Genomic DNA, 16,638 nt, shown 5'->3' with positions numbered 1-16,638 from the left:
GGTCGGAGCGTGAGCGTCAACGAGGACTCCTCTGGTCAGCTTCTACTGCCTGGCTCCGCGATCGCAGGCGACAGCGGCGAACCAACCAGCGACCTGACGGCAGTCCGGGAAGCTGTCCGACGGCAGGCCCAGCGGGTGACCTACGGCATCGAGGACATGGCGGCCTACCTGTCCCAGCAGGTGACGGATGAGTCGCATCGGGAGGTAACCGGTCCCCTGCTGGCTGGCACCGGCGCGAGCGGTGTCGTGCGGCACCGAGGTCGGGTGGTCGCCGAATGGGGCGACGCGGCGATCCCGGAGATGCTGTTCAGCGGCACCAAGAGCGTCGTTGCCACCGTGGCGGGAGTGGCCTTCGACCGAGGACTGCTTGCCCCGGATGCGCTGGTGTCGGCGACGATCCGTCATCCGCTCGTCGATCGCCTTGCAATCGAGGGCATCACGTGGCAGCACCTGTTGCAGCAGACCAGCGGGTGGAACGGTGAGCTGTGGGGGAAGCCGACGGAGGTGGACGCGCAGAGCCGCCGGGAGGGCTTCGAGCGCGAAGGAGCGCCCGGCACCGGGTGGGCCTACAACGACGTACGGGTGAACCTGCTCTGCCTTGCCTTGACGGTGCTGTTCCGCCGACCGCTGCCTGACGTGCTCCGCGAGGACGTGCTCGAACCACTCGGTGCCTCCTCGTCCTGGTCCTGGCACGGCTACACCGACTCGGTCATCGACATCGACGGGATGCCTACGCCGGTGGTCAGCGGCGGGGCGCACTGGGGCGGCGGTCTGTGGATCTCCGCGAGGGATCTGGCTCTGCTTGGTGAGCTGTACCGGCACCGGGGCGAGTGGCGGGACCGGCGGCTACTCAGCGAAGAGTGGATCGACCGTGCCTGGAGTCCCTGCGACCTGAACCCCGACTACGGCTACCTCTGGTGGCGCAACGACTCCCAGCGGGTACAGCCCGACGCTCCGGGCAGCGGACGTTGCGCCCGCGGCAACGGCGGCCGTCACCTGCTCTGGATCGACCCCGCCCGAGACCTGGTCATCGCCTCGCACTGGGGCGACGAGGTCCGCGACTTGATTACCGAGGTCTCGGCCGCCATCCCGACGATCCCCGCCCGTACTGGCTCATGACGCCAGAGACGCGGTTCCAATCACCTACTCCAGATGCCCGTTAACTTGCCGCCCAGTGACGCCGGTAACGCTGACATGGGGCTGACTGACAGGAGTGCCATGGACCGGACGCGGGAGTTGGAGAGTCTGTCGGAGCACTTCGCCCTGGCACCCGCCATCTTCACCACCTCGCCGCTGTACCAGGCGTTGTGCACAGCTGTTGCGGCCGACCAGCCAACACTGGAGATGCTGCTCGAACGACGCTCCGGGCAGCAGGCGTCGTTCCTGCTCTTCGGGGCAGCCCACTACCTCCTGCTGGACGGTGTCCACCACGATCTGCGTCACTTCTACCCCTCGGTCGTCGGTCCCGATGCCGCCGCACCAGAGTCGGCAGGACCGGTCTTCGTCGACTTCTGTCGTGCGTTTCACCGCGACCTTGAGGGAATGATCCATACCCGTCTCGTGCAGTCGAACGTTGTGCGTAGAGCTGCCGGTCTCCGCTTCGCGCTGGCGGCGCTCAGACACCAATGTGACGGCCCCGTGCATCTGATCGAGGTGGGCGCAAGTGCGGGCATCCACCTCCACGTGGACCGATACCGCTACCTGATCGGCGGACACTCGTTCGGGCGGCAGGAATCTCCGGTCACCATCGAGAGCCGCTGGCTGGGCACCGAACAGCCACCGAACCTAGACGACATCCCGCTGATCGCCACCAGGGTCGGCGTTGACCTGAACCCAGTGGATGTCACAAGCATTCAGAATCGGCGCTGGCTCAGGGCGCTGGTCTGGCCCGAGGACCACGCAGGAGCGGGGCTTCTTGACGCCGCCCTCGAACAGCTGGCGGGGGACCCGCCGGAGATCATCGCCGGCGACGCCATCGACGTCTGTTCGCCCCTCGGCCGAAGCCTGCCGCCCGGCGAGCCGCGTGTTGTATTCCATGCCGCGACACGAATGCATGTGCCCACCCATCGGCGAGCCGCTTTCGATGAAGCAATCGACTCGATCGGCGACGACGGGCCCCTGTACCACGTCTGGCAGGAGCCGCCGTCGGCACAGCACCACGGCGAGCTGGCGGACGATCGGGGAGTGATCGCGTTTCACGGGCCGGGCGACAGCAAGCCGACGTCGTTGGTACAGGTCGACGGACACCTGAACTGGCTGGCGCCCCTGCAGGACACGTAGGTCATAGGCATCGGAGATCGCTACCGTCCCGGGTCGGCAGTGCGCGGGGCTCGGGAGCGTGTCCCCTCGGCAGTGCCCTCCGTGGACTGATATGCGACAGTCGTCCGGCAACTGATTTGCGACACCCTCAGCGCGCTGATCGCGGCAGAAGCGGATGTCGGGCAGGACCACGATCTGCTCGTGCACGTGCGGCATGATGGGCGCTCATGGGCACCATCGACCCGTACACGACTATCGCGGAACCAACCTTCGTGGCACGGTTCCTTCTCAATCCCAGCACGGACACCGAGGAGTCCGTAGCCAATGTAGATGCCTTCGTCGATCTTCCTGACGGCTCCAGTTGGGCGTTGACCATCTTCACCGTCGAGGAGGTCCGCCGCCTGCTTACGAGATGGAGGGAGACCGGTGAAGTCGCGAACGGCAGTTACTTCTGGGCCGTTGACCAGCTGATCGTGCCGGAACCGGGCGTGCCAGCCATGACCACAGCGATCCGAGAACTCGTTCGCAGCGGGGAGATCGCAAGCGTCGGCGTCCGATGCGAGGGTCTGGACTGAAGCCCCCTGGGGTATGCACTAGGGATAATGGTTCAGGATGGGTGCCGCGCACGGGTGGCGGCAGATCCGGATACCGAATCGCGGGCAGTGGCCGTGGCATCAAGCGACGCAGAACTCGTTGCCCTCGGGGTCCTGCATGACGACGTGGCCGAGCACGTCGCCGTACCACTCCTCGCGGATCACCGTCGCGCCAGCGGCGACCAACTCGGGGCCTTTCTGCCGGATCAGTCGGGCGCGCTCGACCATGTCCCAGGGACCTGGACCGGCCACCCGGACATCGATATGCATGCGGTTCTTGCTGGACTTGCCCTCGACTTCACACTGGAAGAATCGGACATCTTTCCCGAAGTGCATAGGGCGACCTCGACAAACCAAGAACCGAACCAGCTTCAAATTCCGGCCAACGTCAGCACGTGATCGAATCCGCGAAGCTGGGCTGGCGAACTCACCATCGGCAGTACCAGGGCCGGTATCCCGGCGGTCACGGAACCGCCGTCGCCGCTGGGATGGTCACCGACCATCAGCGTTCGATCTGGCTGTGCCGCCAGGGCATCGAGTGCGGTGCGCCAGATCCGTACATCGGGTTTGACGAAGCCGACCTCGTAGGAAAGAACGAATGCATCGATGTAGCGGTCAAGCCCGTGCCTCGCAAAGCATTTGCGAATGTCCCAGCCGACGTTACTGACCACGCCAAGGCGAATATCGCGGGCACTCAGTGCGGCGAGAGTGGACGACGTGTCCGCGTACGGCTCGAGCGCTTCGGCGTGCGTTTCGTGCAGCGCTCGCGCAAACGGCAAGTCCACCCCACGGATTTGCTGCAGGACAGCCAGAATCGCCCGGTCCCACACCTGTGGGTCCAAGTCCCGGGCGATGTGAGCAGGGTCCGTAGCCGTCGTCCGCAACAACTCAGCGAAATCCGAGGCGATGCGCTGCGCCTCGCCGACGGCCACCTCCCGGCCGACCAAGGCCGCCGCGCTGCCGATCCAGCGGTTGGGGTCTCTGGCGAACAGGGTCCAAGCGAAATCGAACAGGACGGTTGTCACGGGTTTCGAAGGCACCAGGTCACCCTAGATCAGCGGGACGATTGACGTGGATCATGATGCCCCTGACTGCGCTCGACGCAGAACAGGTTGCCCTCCGGGTCGGCCCTGGTCACCCAACCGGGGCCGTTGGGGCGATGATCCTCGTACTCGGGTCGCGCCCGAGCCTATTCAGCCGCACGACCTCCTCATCGCGTGTCCCGTCGGTCGGCATGACATCGATATGCATTCGGCGACCGGTTCTTGATTCAGCGGCTTTCCCCTCGGGCACCTTCAGGAAACTAATGGCGGGGCCCGACCATCCGGGTCGACGATCGACGCGTTATCGGGCTCGTCGAAGCCAGATTCCTTGACATAGCCGAGGGCCAGCGCCCAGAAAGCGGCGATCCGCTGCGGATGGTCGGCATCGCATCCCAAGGTCCAAAAAGTCGCCATGACACCAACGTACGGGGGCTGCGACCCGCTGTCATCGGCATGCCGTCCGCTCATCGGCACGTCCGGATGCGTGCACCGTGAACTGGTTACCTTGCGTGACGAGCGCTACGCGGCAGAGCGCGTCTTGCTTCGGTCACTCGTGCACGCCGACGGAATGTCAGTGGCTTAGCCTTGGCACCTGGCGGAAAGATCTTGGCATGGCTTTGCACCAGAACGAGGTCCCGGTCGACGAGGGACTTGTCAGGTCGCTGCTGGATGAGCAGTGCCCGCAGTGGGCCGGTTTGTCGCTGTCAGCGGCGGGTGCAGGCACCGACAACATCATGTACCGGCTGGGCAGCGATCTACTCGTGAGGCTTCCGCGAACCGCTGACAAGGCGCGGTCCCTGCGCAAGGAGCAGGAATGGCTGCCCCGCCTGGCACCGCTGCTGACCTGTCCGGTGCCCGAGCCGCTGCACGCCGGAACGCCCACCACCGCGTACCCGCTGCCTTGGTCGATCTACCGATGGATCGACGGCGACGAAGCCCGGCCGGACATGGTCCAGGACTGGTCGGCCTTCGGCACCGATCTGGCGGCCGTCGTGCGGGAACTTCACGGTATCGATCTCATGGGGGCGACCCGCACGGGTGACCTCAGTTGGTACCGCGGGGGACATCTGCGGGCCTGCGACGAGTGGATCAGCAGGTGTCTTACGGACTGCAGGGCCACCGTCGGCGGGGAAATCGACGTCGAGACCCTGGAACGGTTGTGGCACGAAGCGCTCGCCCTGCCCGAACCTTCCGTACCTCATGTGTGGCTCCACGGCGATCTCAGGCCCACCAACCTCCTGGTACAGGACGGCAGGTTGCACGCGATCATCGACTTCGGCGGCCTGTCGATCGGCTTGCCCGACGCCGAGCATTCCACCGTCTGGGACCTGCCGCCCCAGGCGCGACACGCCTACTGGGACGCCGTCGGCCTCGACGACCTGACCTGGACGCGCGCCCGCGCCTGGGCCATCGCGGTCGGTGCCAGCGGCATCTCGTACTACTGGCACACCTACCCCACATTCCTCGCCGAATGCCGAAGCCGCCTCCAAGCGATCCTCACCGACGCCGCCACACGCTGAGCACGGTCGCACGCACACGCACTGTCATCGGCCAGATCCGCGCACACTCAGCGGCATGTGCGGGCACCTCGACGGCTCTATGGTGCCTGCTCCACAACCGTGTCGTCGAACGGCCATTGATCGGCGCCGAGATCGGCTCGGATGCTGCACCGGTACCTGAGCAGATCGATCCGGTCCGCGTCGTTCAGGTCCCGGTCCGGCTGTCTCGACGGATCACCGTCGACGTTGTAGTGCAGGTGGCCCTCGGCGATGTAGTCGCGACGGAAATCCGTACTCCACTGGGAGTTGTGACCCCAACCATGGGATAGATCCACCGTTCTGCGGTTGCGTCGCCACCAGGCCCAGTACAGCGCCGAGCGTGCCGCCACCTCGGCGTCGAGATGGCGAGCGCCAGCCCGGATCGCCACGCCTGCTCGGGCCACCAGCAGGCTGCCGATGATCGCACCCGGTCAGAACTCGCCAATAACGCTCGGCGGCTCGTCGGCGTCGTCGCTGACCTGTGCCGAGACGATCTCGTGGAAAAACGGATGGAATGACGACTCGGCCAGCGGTGCCGCCCTGATCGCCACGCAGAACGCCGGCCATGCCGACGTGTCCGGGATGGTGCCCCGCCACCACGGCTTGCCGCTGGACCAGTCCCAACAGCTGCGGATCGGGGTTGTCCGGTTGAAGCGCCGACACCAGCACGTCGACGACGCGACTGAACGCGTACAGCCCTTCCAGGGCGCTGTAGTGGTGGTGTGGGCTTTCGGACTCGCGGTTTTCTTCTTCCTCTTCGGGCTCCTTGGCGGGGCGCACGGCGGGAACAGCAACAGCGTGTACGACATGGTGTACGCGCCGCTGGGTGAGGGGCAGTCGGTGCGCGGCTCGCTGGCTCATCCGTTCGCCTGGTTCACCGTGCTCGCCATGGCGGTGGCCTGGTTGGCCCCCCTGTTCGCTGCGCTTTCTGCCTGGCGGGGGTGGCGTGCGCTGAAGGGCGAGGGGGAGCAGGCACTGCGGGATCGGATCCGGGCCGGCAGCGTCGCGGCTTTTGTCATTGTGGTGTCCTACCTGACGCCGGTCGGCTGGACGTTGGTCTACGGGCTAACACGCTGGACGATCATGAACATCTGGGGCGAGGGCCCGGACGCGGCACAGTTGGGCTAGGCCGAGTGCTAAGCCGACGGACTCATCTCGGCACGTCCGGATGCGGGCACCCGCGAGCCGGTTACCGTTACCTCCAGTGACGAGCGCTTTGCGGCAGATCCGTGCATCCGTCGACGCTCGGTGGAGGTACACCAAGCGGCTACCCACCTTGTCGTGGCTGTTCGGGCGCAAGACCGGCGGGACGCGCATGTAACCGTTTCGGCCGACGGGTTCAGGAGCTCTCGCGATCCTCCAGCCCGACCGCGTCGCGTAGCTCGGTTACCGCGTCGTGCAGTCCCCGGCGATCGTGGATGTCGGCGGTATGGGTCATCAGTACCGCGACCGCCTCGGCCAGGGCGTTGAGCTTGTCCTGGGTCGACTGGTCGTTGCGGGTCTGGGTGTTCTGCAGGAGTGCCACCAGCAGGAAGGTGACGATGGTGGTCGCGGTGTTGATGATGAGCTGCCAGGTGTCGATGTTCTGGATCACCAGGATCGACGGCGCCCAGATCAGCACCAGCAGCAGGCAGGCGGCGAAGAACCAGGCCCGTGAGACGAAGTGCGCAGCATGGGTGGCGAATTTGTCGAAGAACGACAGCTGGGGCGTGACATCGCTGGGCATGTGGGGTGCCCGCCGCTGATTGGGCGCGACAGGTTGGCTGGTACTCATATGCCTGCTGGTACCCGAGCATGGGCCGCCGCGAAACGGCGCCTGTGAGTAGTTCGGAGTGGCGTGGTGAAGCAGATTTCGTCACCTGCGCCGTCGGCGGTGGTTTTGTTCGTCACTCACGGGCGGCAGACCCGAGATCATCAAGACGGCGATCCGGGGCGAGTTCATTGATTTACCCGGCAAGGACCTGTCTGCACTGACTGCCGCAGGGGGCAGTGATACGCGCACAGGGGTTGACAACCCTGGTTGTCGGGCGGACTCTGAAGTGTGAGGCCATTGAGGAGGGCGTGGTCATGCGGGATCTGACACCTGATGAGCGGCAGGAAATGCGGTGGCGGTTGAGGACGATCGCCATCGGTTGGGCACAGCGGCTCGAGGAGCCCGAACTGGATGCCGGGCGTAGGGCGGACCCCGAGCCGAGCCACCCGGAGCGGATGCGGACTCATCTCGCGCGCATGGCAGTTGGCGAGCAGATGCGGAGCCTGCTCGCCGACGTCGTTTCGGCAAGCGCGGAGGAAGCGGTGCAGTACGGTGCCGGCTACCCCGAGCTTGGTGCGGCGGTGGGCGCCAGCCGGCAGGCGGCGCGTAAGCGGTGGGCCAACCTGCCGATCGCGAAGAGGCGTGCTGGCGAGTGGCAGCAACCGCCAGGGGGTATGGGCTGGGCCGCCGAGGTAACTCTCAAGTTTCCGGGCCCGGGAGGAGGAGCCTGAGGCATCTCGTCTGCTGATCTGGGCGGCAACCTTACTCGCGCTGCGCCGTTAGCCGAACCTTCGACTTCCCGATCAACCCGCGCACCGGCTGCATTGATGCGAACATCTACCTGGGTGGGGGCCACAACCCGGTCGACATCACCCGCATGGAGTTCGGTGCTTGCCCATTCGCAGTACATCGACGTTTGTGCTGCACGCCGCGTTCGACTTCACCCAGGAAAGGCGTCGAGATCGCGAACAGGTCAGGGGCCGTGCACGCCAACCTCCACTTCGAGCAGCTCGACTGACCGGTGCGGGTCGGTGGCCGCGATGGGGGTGAGTCCTACTCGGTCGGTGTGGTGGGCGATTGGGCGTCGGCGAGGATCGGTGGAAGTCGGCGCAGTGCTCGATTGGCTCGTCGGGCGAGCGGTAGGGCCATCATCAGGACGGCGATGACTTCCGTTGCTGCGATTGTGACGAGTGTGGTGCGTTGTGCCTGGTCGATGTAGTCAGGCAGGGTGACGATTCGTAGGGCGAGGGTGGCCGCGGCGAGCAGGGTGAGCGCCAGTGACCATGGCAACGTGCGAGCCGGCTGCCTGGGTAGCCGCCCGGCCAGATGGACCGCGATGGCGGCGGCGACTATGGCGCAGGACAGGCCAGGCCAGTCCAGCAGCCTCGGTGCCTGGCTGGTGGCCTGGATGGCGAACAGCGGCAGGGGAACGAGCAGGATGCCGATCGGTATCGCGAGGAGCCAGGGGCGGCGCGGCACCGGTGGGGCGTCGCGGTGAAACACCGCCATGGCGAGTAGCAGGACGACGTCGGTGAGCCGTAGCGCCCAGGGCGTCACGGATGGCGGTACGTCACTGGCGGCCTGCTCCACGGCGGTGGTGACGGCGGGGGGCACGATGGCGAGCAGGGCGACGGCCTGGGCCACGCGGCGGTGTCCGAGGACGAGCGCGATGTAGGCCGGCAGCCAGGCGTAGCCGGCCAGGTTCCACGCGGTGTGCCAGATACTCCCCGACGGCGTGAGCGCCCACGCGGGTGCGGGCGCCGGCAACCAGGCGATCTTCCCGGACAGCCACAGTGCGACGGCGACGCTGGCGGTGACCATGACGGCGTGGGTCAGCATCGCCATCAGGGTCGCCAATCGCACGGCTTGTCCCCAGGCGTAAGAACGGGCTGGCGCGTCGGGGCCCCCGAGACGCAACCGGACAGCCAGGGACACGATGCTGGCGACCTCCGCCAGGCTCGGCCGGCCGTAGTCTGCGACGTACGCGGCGGTTTCCGGGTCGTCGTTGTCCATGCTGTCCAAGAAAGCGGCGACCATGTCGTCTTCCCATCGCCGCCGATAGGTGGCGGGCAGCAGCCGAAGCACGAGGCGGTAGCGCTCTTCGAGCCGGCTCATGACGGCGCCGGCCCCGTGATCGGGTTCCGCTGGCTACCTAGCCGGGTCGAGGCGAGACGCGCGTTCGCGGCCAGCCGTTGCGCCTCTGCGGCGAGGGCGTCGCGGCCCCGCTCAGTCAATCGGTAGTACCGGCGTAACCGCCCTTGCCATGCCTCCTCGCGGTCCAGCTCGACCAAGCCGTCGCCGACGAGCCGGTCCAGAGCCCCGTACAGGGAGCCGATCTTCAGCTGCACCCGCCCTCGCGACAGCTCTGCCACGTCCGCGACGATCCCGTAGCCGTGGCGTGGAGCGTCGACCAGCGCGGTGAGGATGAAGAAGGCCGGTTCAGTCATCACCCGAGAACTCATCCACCGAATATAGTGGAAGACAAGATATAATGCGAGCCGGGAGCTCGATGGCCAGCCGGTTTCATCAGGCGTCTCAGACCCGCCGGAGTCGACGAGACAAGGAGTCGTCATGGGCGACGGTGACGCAGCAGACGCCGCAGACCTCGGCGGGCCGAACTTCGCTCCTGCGATACCCACGGCGGAGAGCAGTGTCGTTGGCGCCCCACCCACCAACCGGGCCATCGTCCTCGCCCCGGATTCAGCGGTCACGTCGTCCTACTCCGGGCCCCGCAGCGTGTTCAGGCGCTGCCGGTCGCCGCAAGCAGCGGCCCCGGCGGCGGAGCGCGCCCGCTCCCGTGGCCCGAACGGCGCGGGGAGGACTCGCCGATAGCGCACCACGATCATGCGTAGCCGCGCACTGGACAACGATTAAGCATCCGCATGTCGGCAAGACCGAGCACCCTCTTGATCGACGGACTGTGACGCTGTGTGACGCGCGGTCAGCGGCAGATCCGCGCGGGTGATGTTGTTGTTCGTTGGCGGGCAGCCCGTCGTTTCAGCGCCGCAGTCTTCGGTCAAGCGGTCGGTACCCAGAATCGCAGCTTCCCGCCGCGTTGATCCTCAAAGATGCCGCCGTTGGCCTCGATCACCTTGCGGGATGCGATGTTGTCTACGTCGCACGTCACCAACGCGGACTCGATGCCCAGGCCGTACGCCATCGGCAACGCGGCGCGCAGCATCGCGGTGGCATGGCCCCGACGCCGCGCCGATGGCCGCACGTCGTAGCCAATGTGGCCGCCGGCCTCTCGCAGGTGCGGGGTCAAGCGATGCCGGATCGCGAGGCGGCCGAGGTAGTCGTCGTCCTGGATCCACCACAGCGTGGTCGATGGCACGTAGCCGTCAGGTCGGGGTGAATCCTCCAGGGCCTGGGACCGCAACCAGTCGACGTACGCGGCGAAGCCCTCAAGTGCCGCCCAGCGGTGCCCAAAATCCCGCAGCTCAGCCCCGATCATGGTGTCATCTCCGGAGCTACCGCGTCCCTCAGCGCGGAACTCGGCCATGGCGGCAACGAACGATCGATGCACTCGGACGATGGGCGGGCTCAGCTCGGGCATAGCGACATTGGTACCGAATCGACCATGTCTGCGCATCCTCAATTCGGCAGATCCGCATGCCGGCAGGTCGTTGCTGCTCGGCCCCGGTGGCGAGAGATCGTCACGGCAGGATCTTTGGGAGTTGGCGGGTGTGGCTGCCTCCGTTACCCGACAAGCGAGCGACCAGGCACAATGCGACGGATGGCTGCGATCTGATTGATCCAACCGCTCAGCCGAGAGATCCTCACGACGTCGCCGGTCTTCGGGGCTTGGATGATGAGTCCTTCGCCGAGGTACATGCCGACGTGACGTGGGTTGGTCACGTTGCCTTGGCTGCCCGGGATGAGGATGAGGTCGCCTGGGAGCAGGAGCGCCGGGTCGGCTACGGGCTTTCCGGCGTTGGCTTGGTCGGTGGTGATGCGGGGGACGGGGATGCCCGCTGCTCGGTACGCCGCCTGTATGAGCGATGAGCAGTCGCACTGCTTGTCCGGGTCGCCGGAGTGCGGGTCAGTGCATGATCCGCCGAAATGGTACGGGGTGCCGAGCTGGTTTACGGCCCAGAAAATGGCGGCCGTGACGGCGGGCGGCGTGTTGGCGGGGAGCGCGAACCCGTCCGGAAGGGCGGCGGGCGCATCGGTGGCGCAGTTCGGCAGGGTGGTGGTCAGCTGCTCCACCAGATGCAAGGCGTCGTCGGTCCACTTGGCGTACGCGTCGGGGAAGGCCGAGGCCTGGACCGCCTGCGCGGCCTGGGTGAGGGGCATCGACTCCCAGCCGGGAACGGTGAGGAGCTTGTCGAAGAATTCGCCCGCCTGGTAGGCGGGCTTGGACAGTTGCGCGAGGCTGCCCCATCCCTGGCTGGGGCGCTGCTGGAACACTCCGACGGAGTCGTGGTCGTTGCGGTCACCCAGGTGGGGCAGGTTGCGCAGGCCTGATTCCTGCATGGCGGTGGCGACGGCGATAACCCAGCCCCAGCGGGGTACGCCTTTGGCGACGCCCACGTCGATGATGGTCGCCGCCGTCTCCAACTGCTCGGTGTCCCACCCATCTCGGCCGGGCGGCTGCTCGGAGGGCGGCACGGCGGGCGCGACGACGATGCTGCATCCGCTGGAGCCACCGCCCGTGACCGCTGACAGCAGCAGCATGGGCAGTCCGAGGCAGGCCACGACGACGACGGTGACGACTCCGATGACTGTCTTGAGCAAGGTGTTTCCCCTTCCCTCGAACAAAAAGGGCCGGCCTCCGCGCGGACGCGCGGTCGGGGACGCTGGCGCGGGGAGGCGGGTTGCACGTGGTGGATGAGCGGCAGCAGTTCCCTGCGGGCGCTGCGGAGCAGCTCGGCGATCAGGTCGGCTGTCCCAACAGGAGATGGCTGACCTCGACCTCGATTGCGTAGCGCGGTTCCCGTGGCTGACCGGGATGGGGTCGGTGGTGGTGCCCTCGTTGACCTGCCGCGGGCCGGGCCCAAATTCGCTTTACCTGGCCACGGGCGACGCTGCACTGTGGCGCGACACCACGAGTTGCGGTGCCGGTATCCGCGGGGAGGCAGCGGCAGCAATGGAGATCTGTCCTACCACCGACCAGGACCTCGACGTCTTCGTCGACACACTCCATGCCGCGTTCGGGCGCTTCCCCGAAACCGCGACCGACGGTCGCGGGGTTTGGTGGTCGGCTATCGAGATGGACCGCAACCTGCTCGCCATGACGGCGGACGGGCGGCCCGTCGGCACCGCTGGTGCGTACTCCTTCGAGCTGACGCTGCCCGGTGAGATCACCGTCGCGGCCGCCGGGGTGAGCTTCGTCGGCGTACTGCCGTCGCACCGACGCCAGGGCGTGCTCAGCGCGATGATGCGGTATCAGCTCACCGACCTGCGGGCCCGAGGGCAGTTCCTCTCCGTGCTGCTGGCTTCCGAGGCGCCGATCTATGGCAGGTTCGGCTACGGACCGGCGACCTACACCCGGCGGCTGACGGTGCCGCGCCACCAGGCCGCCTTCGCCGTGCCCCGGGCGTCCGGAACGGCCGACGCCCCGGCGACCGGCTCGGTCGAGGTGCTGCGCCGTGCCGAGTGCGGCGAGATCCTGGAAGAGATCTATGACCGGTACCGCCGGGCACAGCCCGGCGCGCTATCGCGGCCGCGCCGCTGGTGGGCGTTGGGTGCGGGTCAGCCCCCGGTCGCTGCGGCGCCGCGCTACGTCGCCGTCCACCGTGACGACGACGGCCGCCCGGACGGGTACGCCACCTACTCGCTCGACGACTCCGACACGTTGACGGTCGACGAGACGATCGCTACCGACGACGTCGTCCTCACGGCGCTGGCCCGGTTCGTGCTCGAACACGACCTGGTCACCCAGGTCGTGTTCAAGCATTTCCCGCCCGAGCACCCGCTGCGCTGGCAGCTTGGGGACTTCCGCGCCGGCCAGGTCAGCCACGACACCGACTGGCTCTGGGTGCGGCTGCTGGACGTCCCGCGTGCGCTGACCGCGCGCGGCTGGTTCACCGACGGCGAACTCGTCCTCGACGTCGACGACCCGTTCCTCGGCGAGCACGGCCGCTACCTGCTGACGGTACGAGACAGCAAGGCCGATTGCGTCCCGACGGACCGGGAGCCCGACCTGTCCCTGGACGTGCGTGACCTCGGCTCGGTCTACCTGGGCGGCACCGCCCCGAGCACGCTCGTGCGCGCCGGACACATCCGGGCCCACCGCCCCGGCGCGGCAACCCGCGCTGACGCCCTCTTCCGCGTCGAGCGCGCCCCGCACTGCCTGCACTGGTTCTGACCGCGCGCTCGCCGCGGGAGTAGTAGCGAGCAGCGCGGTCGGCGGCGTCGATGCAGAACCACTCCCAGGGCGCGTCCCTTTCTCTGCGGGCCGGGGCGGCGGCACGGGGGACCGCCGCCCCGGCTGGTGGGGCAGTGGTGGTCAAACCTTCAGCAGGTCGAAGGCGGCCACCTTCAGGTCACCGGCGTTGCCGGTGATCACCCGGTTGGCGCGGGCGGTCTCGTTCTTGGCCGGTTGGTAGTGGTCGAGGTATTCGGTGATGGCCTGGTATCCGGCCCACCGGCTGCCGGTGATGGCTTTCTGGGTGTCGGCCTCGCGGATCAGGTACTTGAGGGTGCCGAGGCGCTGCTTGGCGTTGTTGCGGATCTGCTCGGACGCGTTGTCCTTGACCGGCCACACCTGCGCCACCACATTCTCGAACTCCCGCATGGTCAGCTCGGTCTGCAGCATCCGTTCGGCGGCCTTCTCGAAGGTCTCCATGTACTTCCACATCAGGCCCAGGGCCTCACGGGCCTGGCTGATCTGGGAGTTGACGTTGGAGGTGTGCCGGAACGTGTAGTGCCCGACCGAGTTGGCGAAGGCAGCGCGTTGCGTATTGGCGCACACCACCCGGATCGGGCTGGCGTCCACCCGCAGGGCTGCGGTGCCGTCGTGGGAGGTGGTGCCGATCAGGTAGAGGTCCAAGCGGTCCACGCCGGCGATCTCCATCGCCGTAGGCAGCTTCATGGTCACGAACACGCTCTTGCCGCGGCGCAGACTGCCGGCGGTCTCGAAGTGGGCGCCGCCCACCTCATCCACGAGGCGGTCCAGCATCTCAGCGCACTGCTCGTTCTGCACCACCGTGTAGTCGGTGCCGACGATGCCCAGGTACTCGGTGGCGCCGGTGACGGGGTTGCGGCGCACGGTCATCCGCTTGTCATCGGCGGGGACCTGCACCTCAACCCCATCGACGATGTCGATGCCGACGGTGCGGATGGTGCGCACACCCCAGTCGCCGAGCCGGGCGGCGGCCATGATCTCCTCGGCGCGCATGGTGTCCTGGGTGACGGTGCCCAGCTGGTGCCAGGCCGACAGGCGGGCGCTGGCGAAGGCGGTCGTTCCGTCCGCGAATGTCTCCAGTTCGTGCGGCACGGGCTTCTCCTCTTCAAACGGATGCGGGGGCCGAGCGCACGACTCGGCCCCCGCGAGGGACAGGGACTGGGGGATCAGGACTGCTCGGCGGTGTTGGCTTGCACCCGGTAGGCGAAGGTCAACGGCGTGTCCGAGACCAGGAGGATCCGGCCGGCGGCGGCGGCCTTGGTGCAGTTGTTGCGCACCGCCCCGGAACTGACGGTGCGGCCGAGTTGCCCGCCGATGGCGGTGGCGATGTCCTGCGGGGTCATCGCCTTGCCCGAATTGGCGGCAAGGACGTCGAGGGACAGCTTCTCCAGCTCGCCCCGGCCGAACGGTTGGCTGCCGTCGGCGTTGGGGGTCACGTCGCCGCGCCGGCCCACGCTGCGTGCGACGCCCGGCGTACGGGGGCCCGGGCGGGTGGGCAGGGTGACGACGTGAGTCTCGCCGTCCGGGCCGACAACGTGCAGTGTGCCGCCCGGCCGGATCAGCGACAGCACCGCTGCCGCGGTGCTCAGCGTGTTCGCTACGCCGCGGAGTACCTGGGCGCAGAGCGGGCAGCGGGGCGGTTGCAGGTTCGGGTCGACGTCGCTGGCCTTGGTCGGACCCGCGATCCACCGCTCGGGCAGGTCCGGCCGCCGTCGAGCGGCGTCCGCCTGCCCCATCGCGGTGAGCAGGCGGGCGGCGGTGACGTGACCGATGCCGCTCTCGGCCACGATCACGTCGAGGGTCGCGCCGTCGTCGCCGTAGTCAGCCAGTACGCCTTTGATGGCCATGACCTTGCGGTCACCGGGGCGCGTCGCCTGCACAACGGTGACTGGCCGACCCTCGCCGTTGTCGTTCGAGACCTTGTCGCCGATGTCAACCCTGTCGGTCTCCGCGTCGTCGGTCTCCTCGCCCGCGCCGTCGTTGCCCGGGTCGTCGGCCGGTTCGGTGTCGCCGGTGTCCGGCTCGTCGGCCGCGTCATCGGGTTCCGGGTCGGTGAGCTGCTCGGTCTCGTCCGCGCCGGCCGTATGCCCGTCATGATCGACGACTTCGGGCACGGCCTCTCGTGTCGGGGTCGCGAGGGTCCACTGGGTCGGCGTGCCTTCTGCGGAGTCGGCCCCGGTGTCCACCGCGACGACCAACCCGGCGTCGGCCAGCGTCTTTATCGCCTTGTCGGTGGTCGAGCGGGCCTTGCCCGACTTGCCGGCCAGTTCGTGGACGTTGCCCTGACCGAGATCCGTCAGCGCATCGAGGACGGCCTGCGTGGCAGGTGTCAGGGACAGGTTTTCCATCGGGTCCCCTCCTTGGGAACGTGGGGTTAGGAACGCCCGGCACGGTGTCGCGCCGGGCGGCGGTGCACCGGGTCGCGGGGCAGCGGCCAGCGGGCGCCCACAGCGGTGCGCTGCCCTGCTGGGTTGCTCGGTTGCGGTCCGGTGGTCTCGGGGCTGAGTGATGTGGCCGGAAGCGGTCAGTGCCGGAGCCGGTGAGCGCGGCGGCCGCCGACCGCAGGATGTAGGGCCGGCCTTCGGCAGGGCCGGGAGTAGATCCCGACGCCGGTCTGGGGCAGGCCCAGCTGCCAGAACGCAGCGGCGTGGTTGGGGGCGCGGCCGGTCTTCAGGGCGACCGGGTGACCGCTACCTGCCGAGGTCGGCGACTTCGGCCGGACTGAGCTGGGCAGGGGTGCGGCTGTGCCAGGCGTCGGAGTGGCGCAGATGCCACCAGCGCAGCAGCGACCGGCAGGCCGAGGCGAGGTCATCACACACCGGCAACGGGTACGCCATGCCGGCCTCCAACTGCAGATGCTGCGGGTCCGTGTACGCGGTCGGCGCCCACCCCTGGCCGGTTTCGGTGACCTCGCCGACGATCCGATCCGGGTAGGGGATGTCGAAAGCGGTTGCGGCCTCGGCGTCGGGCACCACCAGCCAGGTGCGCTGGTCCTTGAGCCGCAGCGTCGCCACACCCTGTGATGGGTCGCTGCGCTGCAGCAGCAGGTGCCGCTCGTCGCCGCCGCCGATGGGCCGGTGGTTGCGCCAGGCCCGGTAGGCGG

18 protein-coding genes and 1 pseudogene are annotated in these 16,638 nt (G+C 67.8%); 7 read left to right on the top strand and 12 right to left on the bottom strand.

The genetic code is table 11. The features are described from left to right. Positions 1–9: 9 nt before the first annotated feature. The 3 genes from ACWEVO_RS00470 (at position 10) to ACWEVO_RS00460 (ending at position 2,834) form a co-directional block, all read left to right on the top strand. Positions 10–1,119 (top strand): serine hydrolase domain-containing protein, encoded by a 1,110-nt coding sequence (locus tag ACWEVO_RS00470; RefSeq protein WP_452305407.1) that lies wholly within the window; start codon positions 10–12, stop codon positions 1,117–1,119. Between the two features lie 99 nt (positions 1,120–1,218). Continuing rightward, entirely contained in the window at positions 1,219–2,280 is a 1,062-nt protein-coding gene (locus ACWEVO_RS00465) for a DUF2332 domain-containing protein (protein ID WP_452305406.1), read from the top strand. A gap of 206 nt (positions 2,281–2,486) precedes the next feature. Continuing rightward, complete coding sequence (locus ACWEVO_RS00460) at positions 2,487–2,834, top strand: hypothetical protein (RefSeq protein ID WP_452305405.1); 348 nt, start codon at positions 2,487–2,489, stop codon at positions 2,832–2,834. A 99-nt stretch (positions 2,835–2,933) separates the two neighbouring features. Here the strand turns inward: ACWEVO_RS00460 and ACWEVO_RS00455 are convergent, their stop codons facing one another. The 3 genes from ACWEVO_RS00455 to ACWEVO_RS00445 form a co-directional block, all read right to left on the bottom strand. Further along, complete coding sequence (locus ACWEVO_RS00455) at positions 2,934–3,188, bottom strand: VOC family protein (RefSeq protein WP_452305404.1); 255 nt, start codon at positions 3,186–3,188, stop codon at positions 2,934–2,936. Positions 3,189–3,223: 35 nt separating this feature from the next. After that, positions 3,224–3,877, bottom strand: a complete 654-nt coding sequence (locus tag ACWEVO_RS00450) for an HAD family hydrolase (protein ID WP_452305403.1) — start codon at positions 3,875–3,877, stop codon at positions 3,224–3,226. 270 nt (positions 3,878–4,147) lie between these two features. Continuing rightward, positions 4,148–4,309: a VOC family protein gene (locus ACWEVO_RS00445; protein WP_187399704.1), complete on the bottom strand. Its 162-nt coding sequence runs from the start codon at positions 4,307–4,309 to the stop codon at positions 4,148–4,150. A gap of 197 nt (positions 4,310–4,506) precedes the next feature. Between ACWEVO_RS00445 and ACWEVO_RS00440 the strand changes: the two genes are divergently transcribed. Further along, positions 4,507–5,415, top strand: coding sequence for an aminoglycoside phosphotransferase family protein (locus ACWEVO_RS00440; protein ID WP_452305402.1), 909 nt, complete (start codon positions 4,507–4,509; stop codon positions 5,413–5,415). Positions 5,416–5,492: 77 nt separating this feature from the next. On the opposite strand, the gene ACWEVO_RS00435 is transcribed toward ACWEVO_RS00440, so the two are convergent. Then, complete coding sequence (locus tag ACWEVO_RS00435; protein WP_452305401.1) at positions 5,493–5,822, bottom strand: hypothetical protein; 330 nt, start codon at positions 5,820–5,822, stop codon at positions 5,493–5,495. 28 nt (positions 5,823–5,850) lie between these two features. Here ACWEVO_RS00435 and ACWEVO_RS00430 point away from each other — a divergent pair, with 28 nt between their 5' ends. Further along, on the top strand, positions 5,851–6,561 hold the full coding sequence (locus ACWEVO_RS00430) for a hypothetical protein (RefSeq protein WP_452305400.1): 711 nt from the start codon (positions 5,851–5,853) through the stop codon (positions 6,559–6,561). A 211-nt stretch (positions 6,562–6,772) separates the two neighbouring features. On the opposite strand, the gene ACWEVO_RS00425 is transcribed toward ACWEVO_RS00430, so the two are convergent. Beyond that, entirely contained in the window at positions 6,773–7,207 is a 435-nt protein-coding gene (locus ACWEVO_RS00425; RefSeq protein ID WP_452305399.1) for a low affinity iron permease family protein, read from the bottom strand. Positions 7,208–7,500: 293 nt separating this feature from the next. Between ACWEVO_RS00425 and ACWEVO_RS00420 the strand changes: the two genes are divergently transcribed. Beyond that, on the top strand, positions 7,501–7,917 hold the full coding sequence (locus ACWEVO_RS00420) for a hypothetical protein (protein WP_452305398.1): 417 nt from the start codon (positions 7,501–7,503) through the stop codon (positions 7,915–7,917). 322 nt (positions 7,918–8,239) lie between these two features. Here ACWEVO_RS00420 and ACWEVO_RS00415 read toward each other — a convergent pair whose 3' ends face one another. The 4 genes from ACWEVO_RS00415 to ACWEVO_RS00400 form a co-directional block, all read right to left on the bottom strand. Continuing rightward, entirely contained in the window at positions 8,240–9,301 is a 1,062-nt protein-coding gene (locus ACWEVO_RS00415; protein WP_452305397.1) for a hypothetical protein, read from the bottom strand. Continuing rightward, positions 9,298–9,648: a PadR family transcriptional regulator gene (locus ACWEVO_RS00410; RefSeq protein WP_452305396.1), complete on the bottom strand. Its 351-nt coding sequence runs from the start codon at positions 9,646–9,648 to the stop codon at positions 9,298–9,300. The genes ACWEVO_RS00415 and ACWEVO_RS00410 overlap by 4 nt, the downstream gene beginning before the upstream one ends. 554 nt (positions 9,649–10,202) lie before the next feature. Continuing rightward, entirely contained in the window at positions 10,203–10,742 is a 540-nt protein-coding gene (locus ACWEVO_RS00405) for a GNAT family N-acetyltransferase (protein WP_452305395.1), read from the bottom strand. A gap of 143 nt (positions 10,743–10,885) precedes the next feature. Next, positions 10,886–11,923, bottom strand: coding sequence for a C40 family peptidase (locus ACWEVO_RS00400; protein WP_452305394.1), 1,038 nt, complete (start codon positions 11,921–11,923; stop codon positions 10,886–10,888). 163 nt (positions 11,924–12,086) lie between these two features. Between ACWEVO_RS00400 and ACWEVO_RS00395 the strand changes: the two genes are divergently transcribed. After that, on the top strand, positions 12,087–13,496 hold the full coding sequence (locus ACWEVO_RS00395; RefSeq protein WP_452305393.1) for a GNAT family N-acetyltransferase: 1,410 nt from the start codon (positions 12,087–12,089) through the stop codon (positions 13,494–13,496). Positions 13,497–13,637: 141 nt separating this feature from the next. Here ACWEVO_RS00395 and ACWEVO_RS00390 read toward each other — a convergent pair whose 3' ends face one another. The 3 genes and pseudogenes from ACWEVO_RS00390 to ACWEVO_RS00380 all read right to left on the bottom strand — a co-directional run. Further along, on the bottom strand, positions 13,638–14,627 hold the full coding sequence (locus ACWEVO_RS00390; RefSeq protein ID WP_452305392.1) for a DUF932 domain-containing protein: 990 nt from the start codon (positions 14,625–14,627) through the stop codon (positions 13,638–13,640). 74 nt (positions 14,628–14,701) lie between these two features. Beyond that, a complete protein-coding gene (locus ACWEVO_RS00385) occupies positions 14,702–15,883 on the bottom strand; it encodes a MarR family transcriptional regulator (RefSeq protein WP_452305391.1) in 1,182 nt (393 codons plus the stop codon). 342 nt (positions 15,884–16,225) lie between these two features. Continuing rightward, a pseudogene (locus ACWEVO_RS00380) lies at positions 16,226–16,638 on the bottom strand (hypothetical protein); the annotation flags it as partial.

This window comes from Micromonospora sp. NPDC003776 (genome assembly GCF_053605645.1).
Note: the sequence above shows the minus strand (reverse complement) of the source record. Positions and strands in the feature narration are given on the sequence as shown.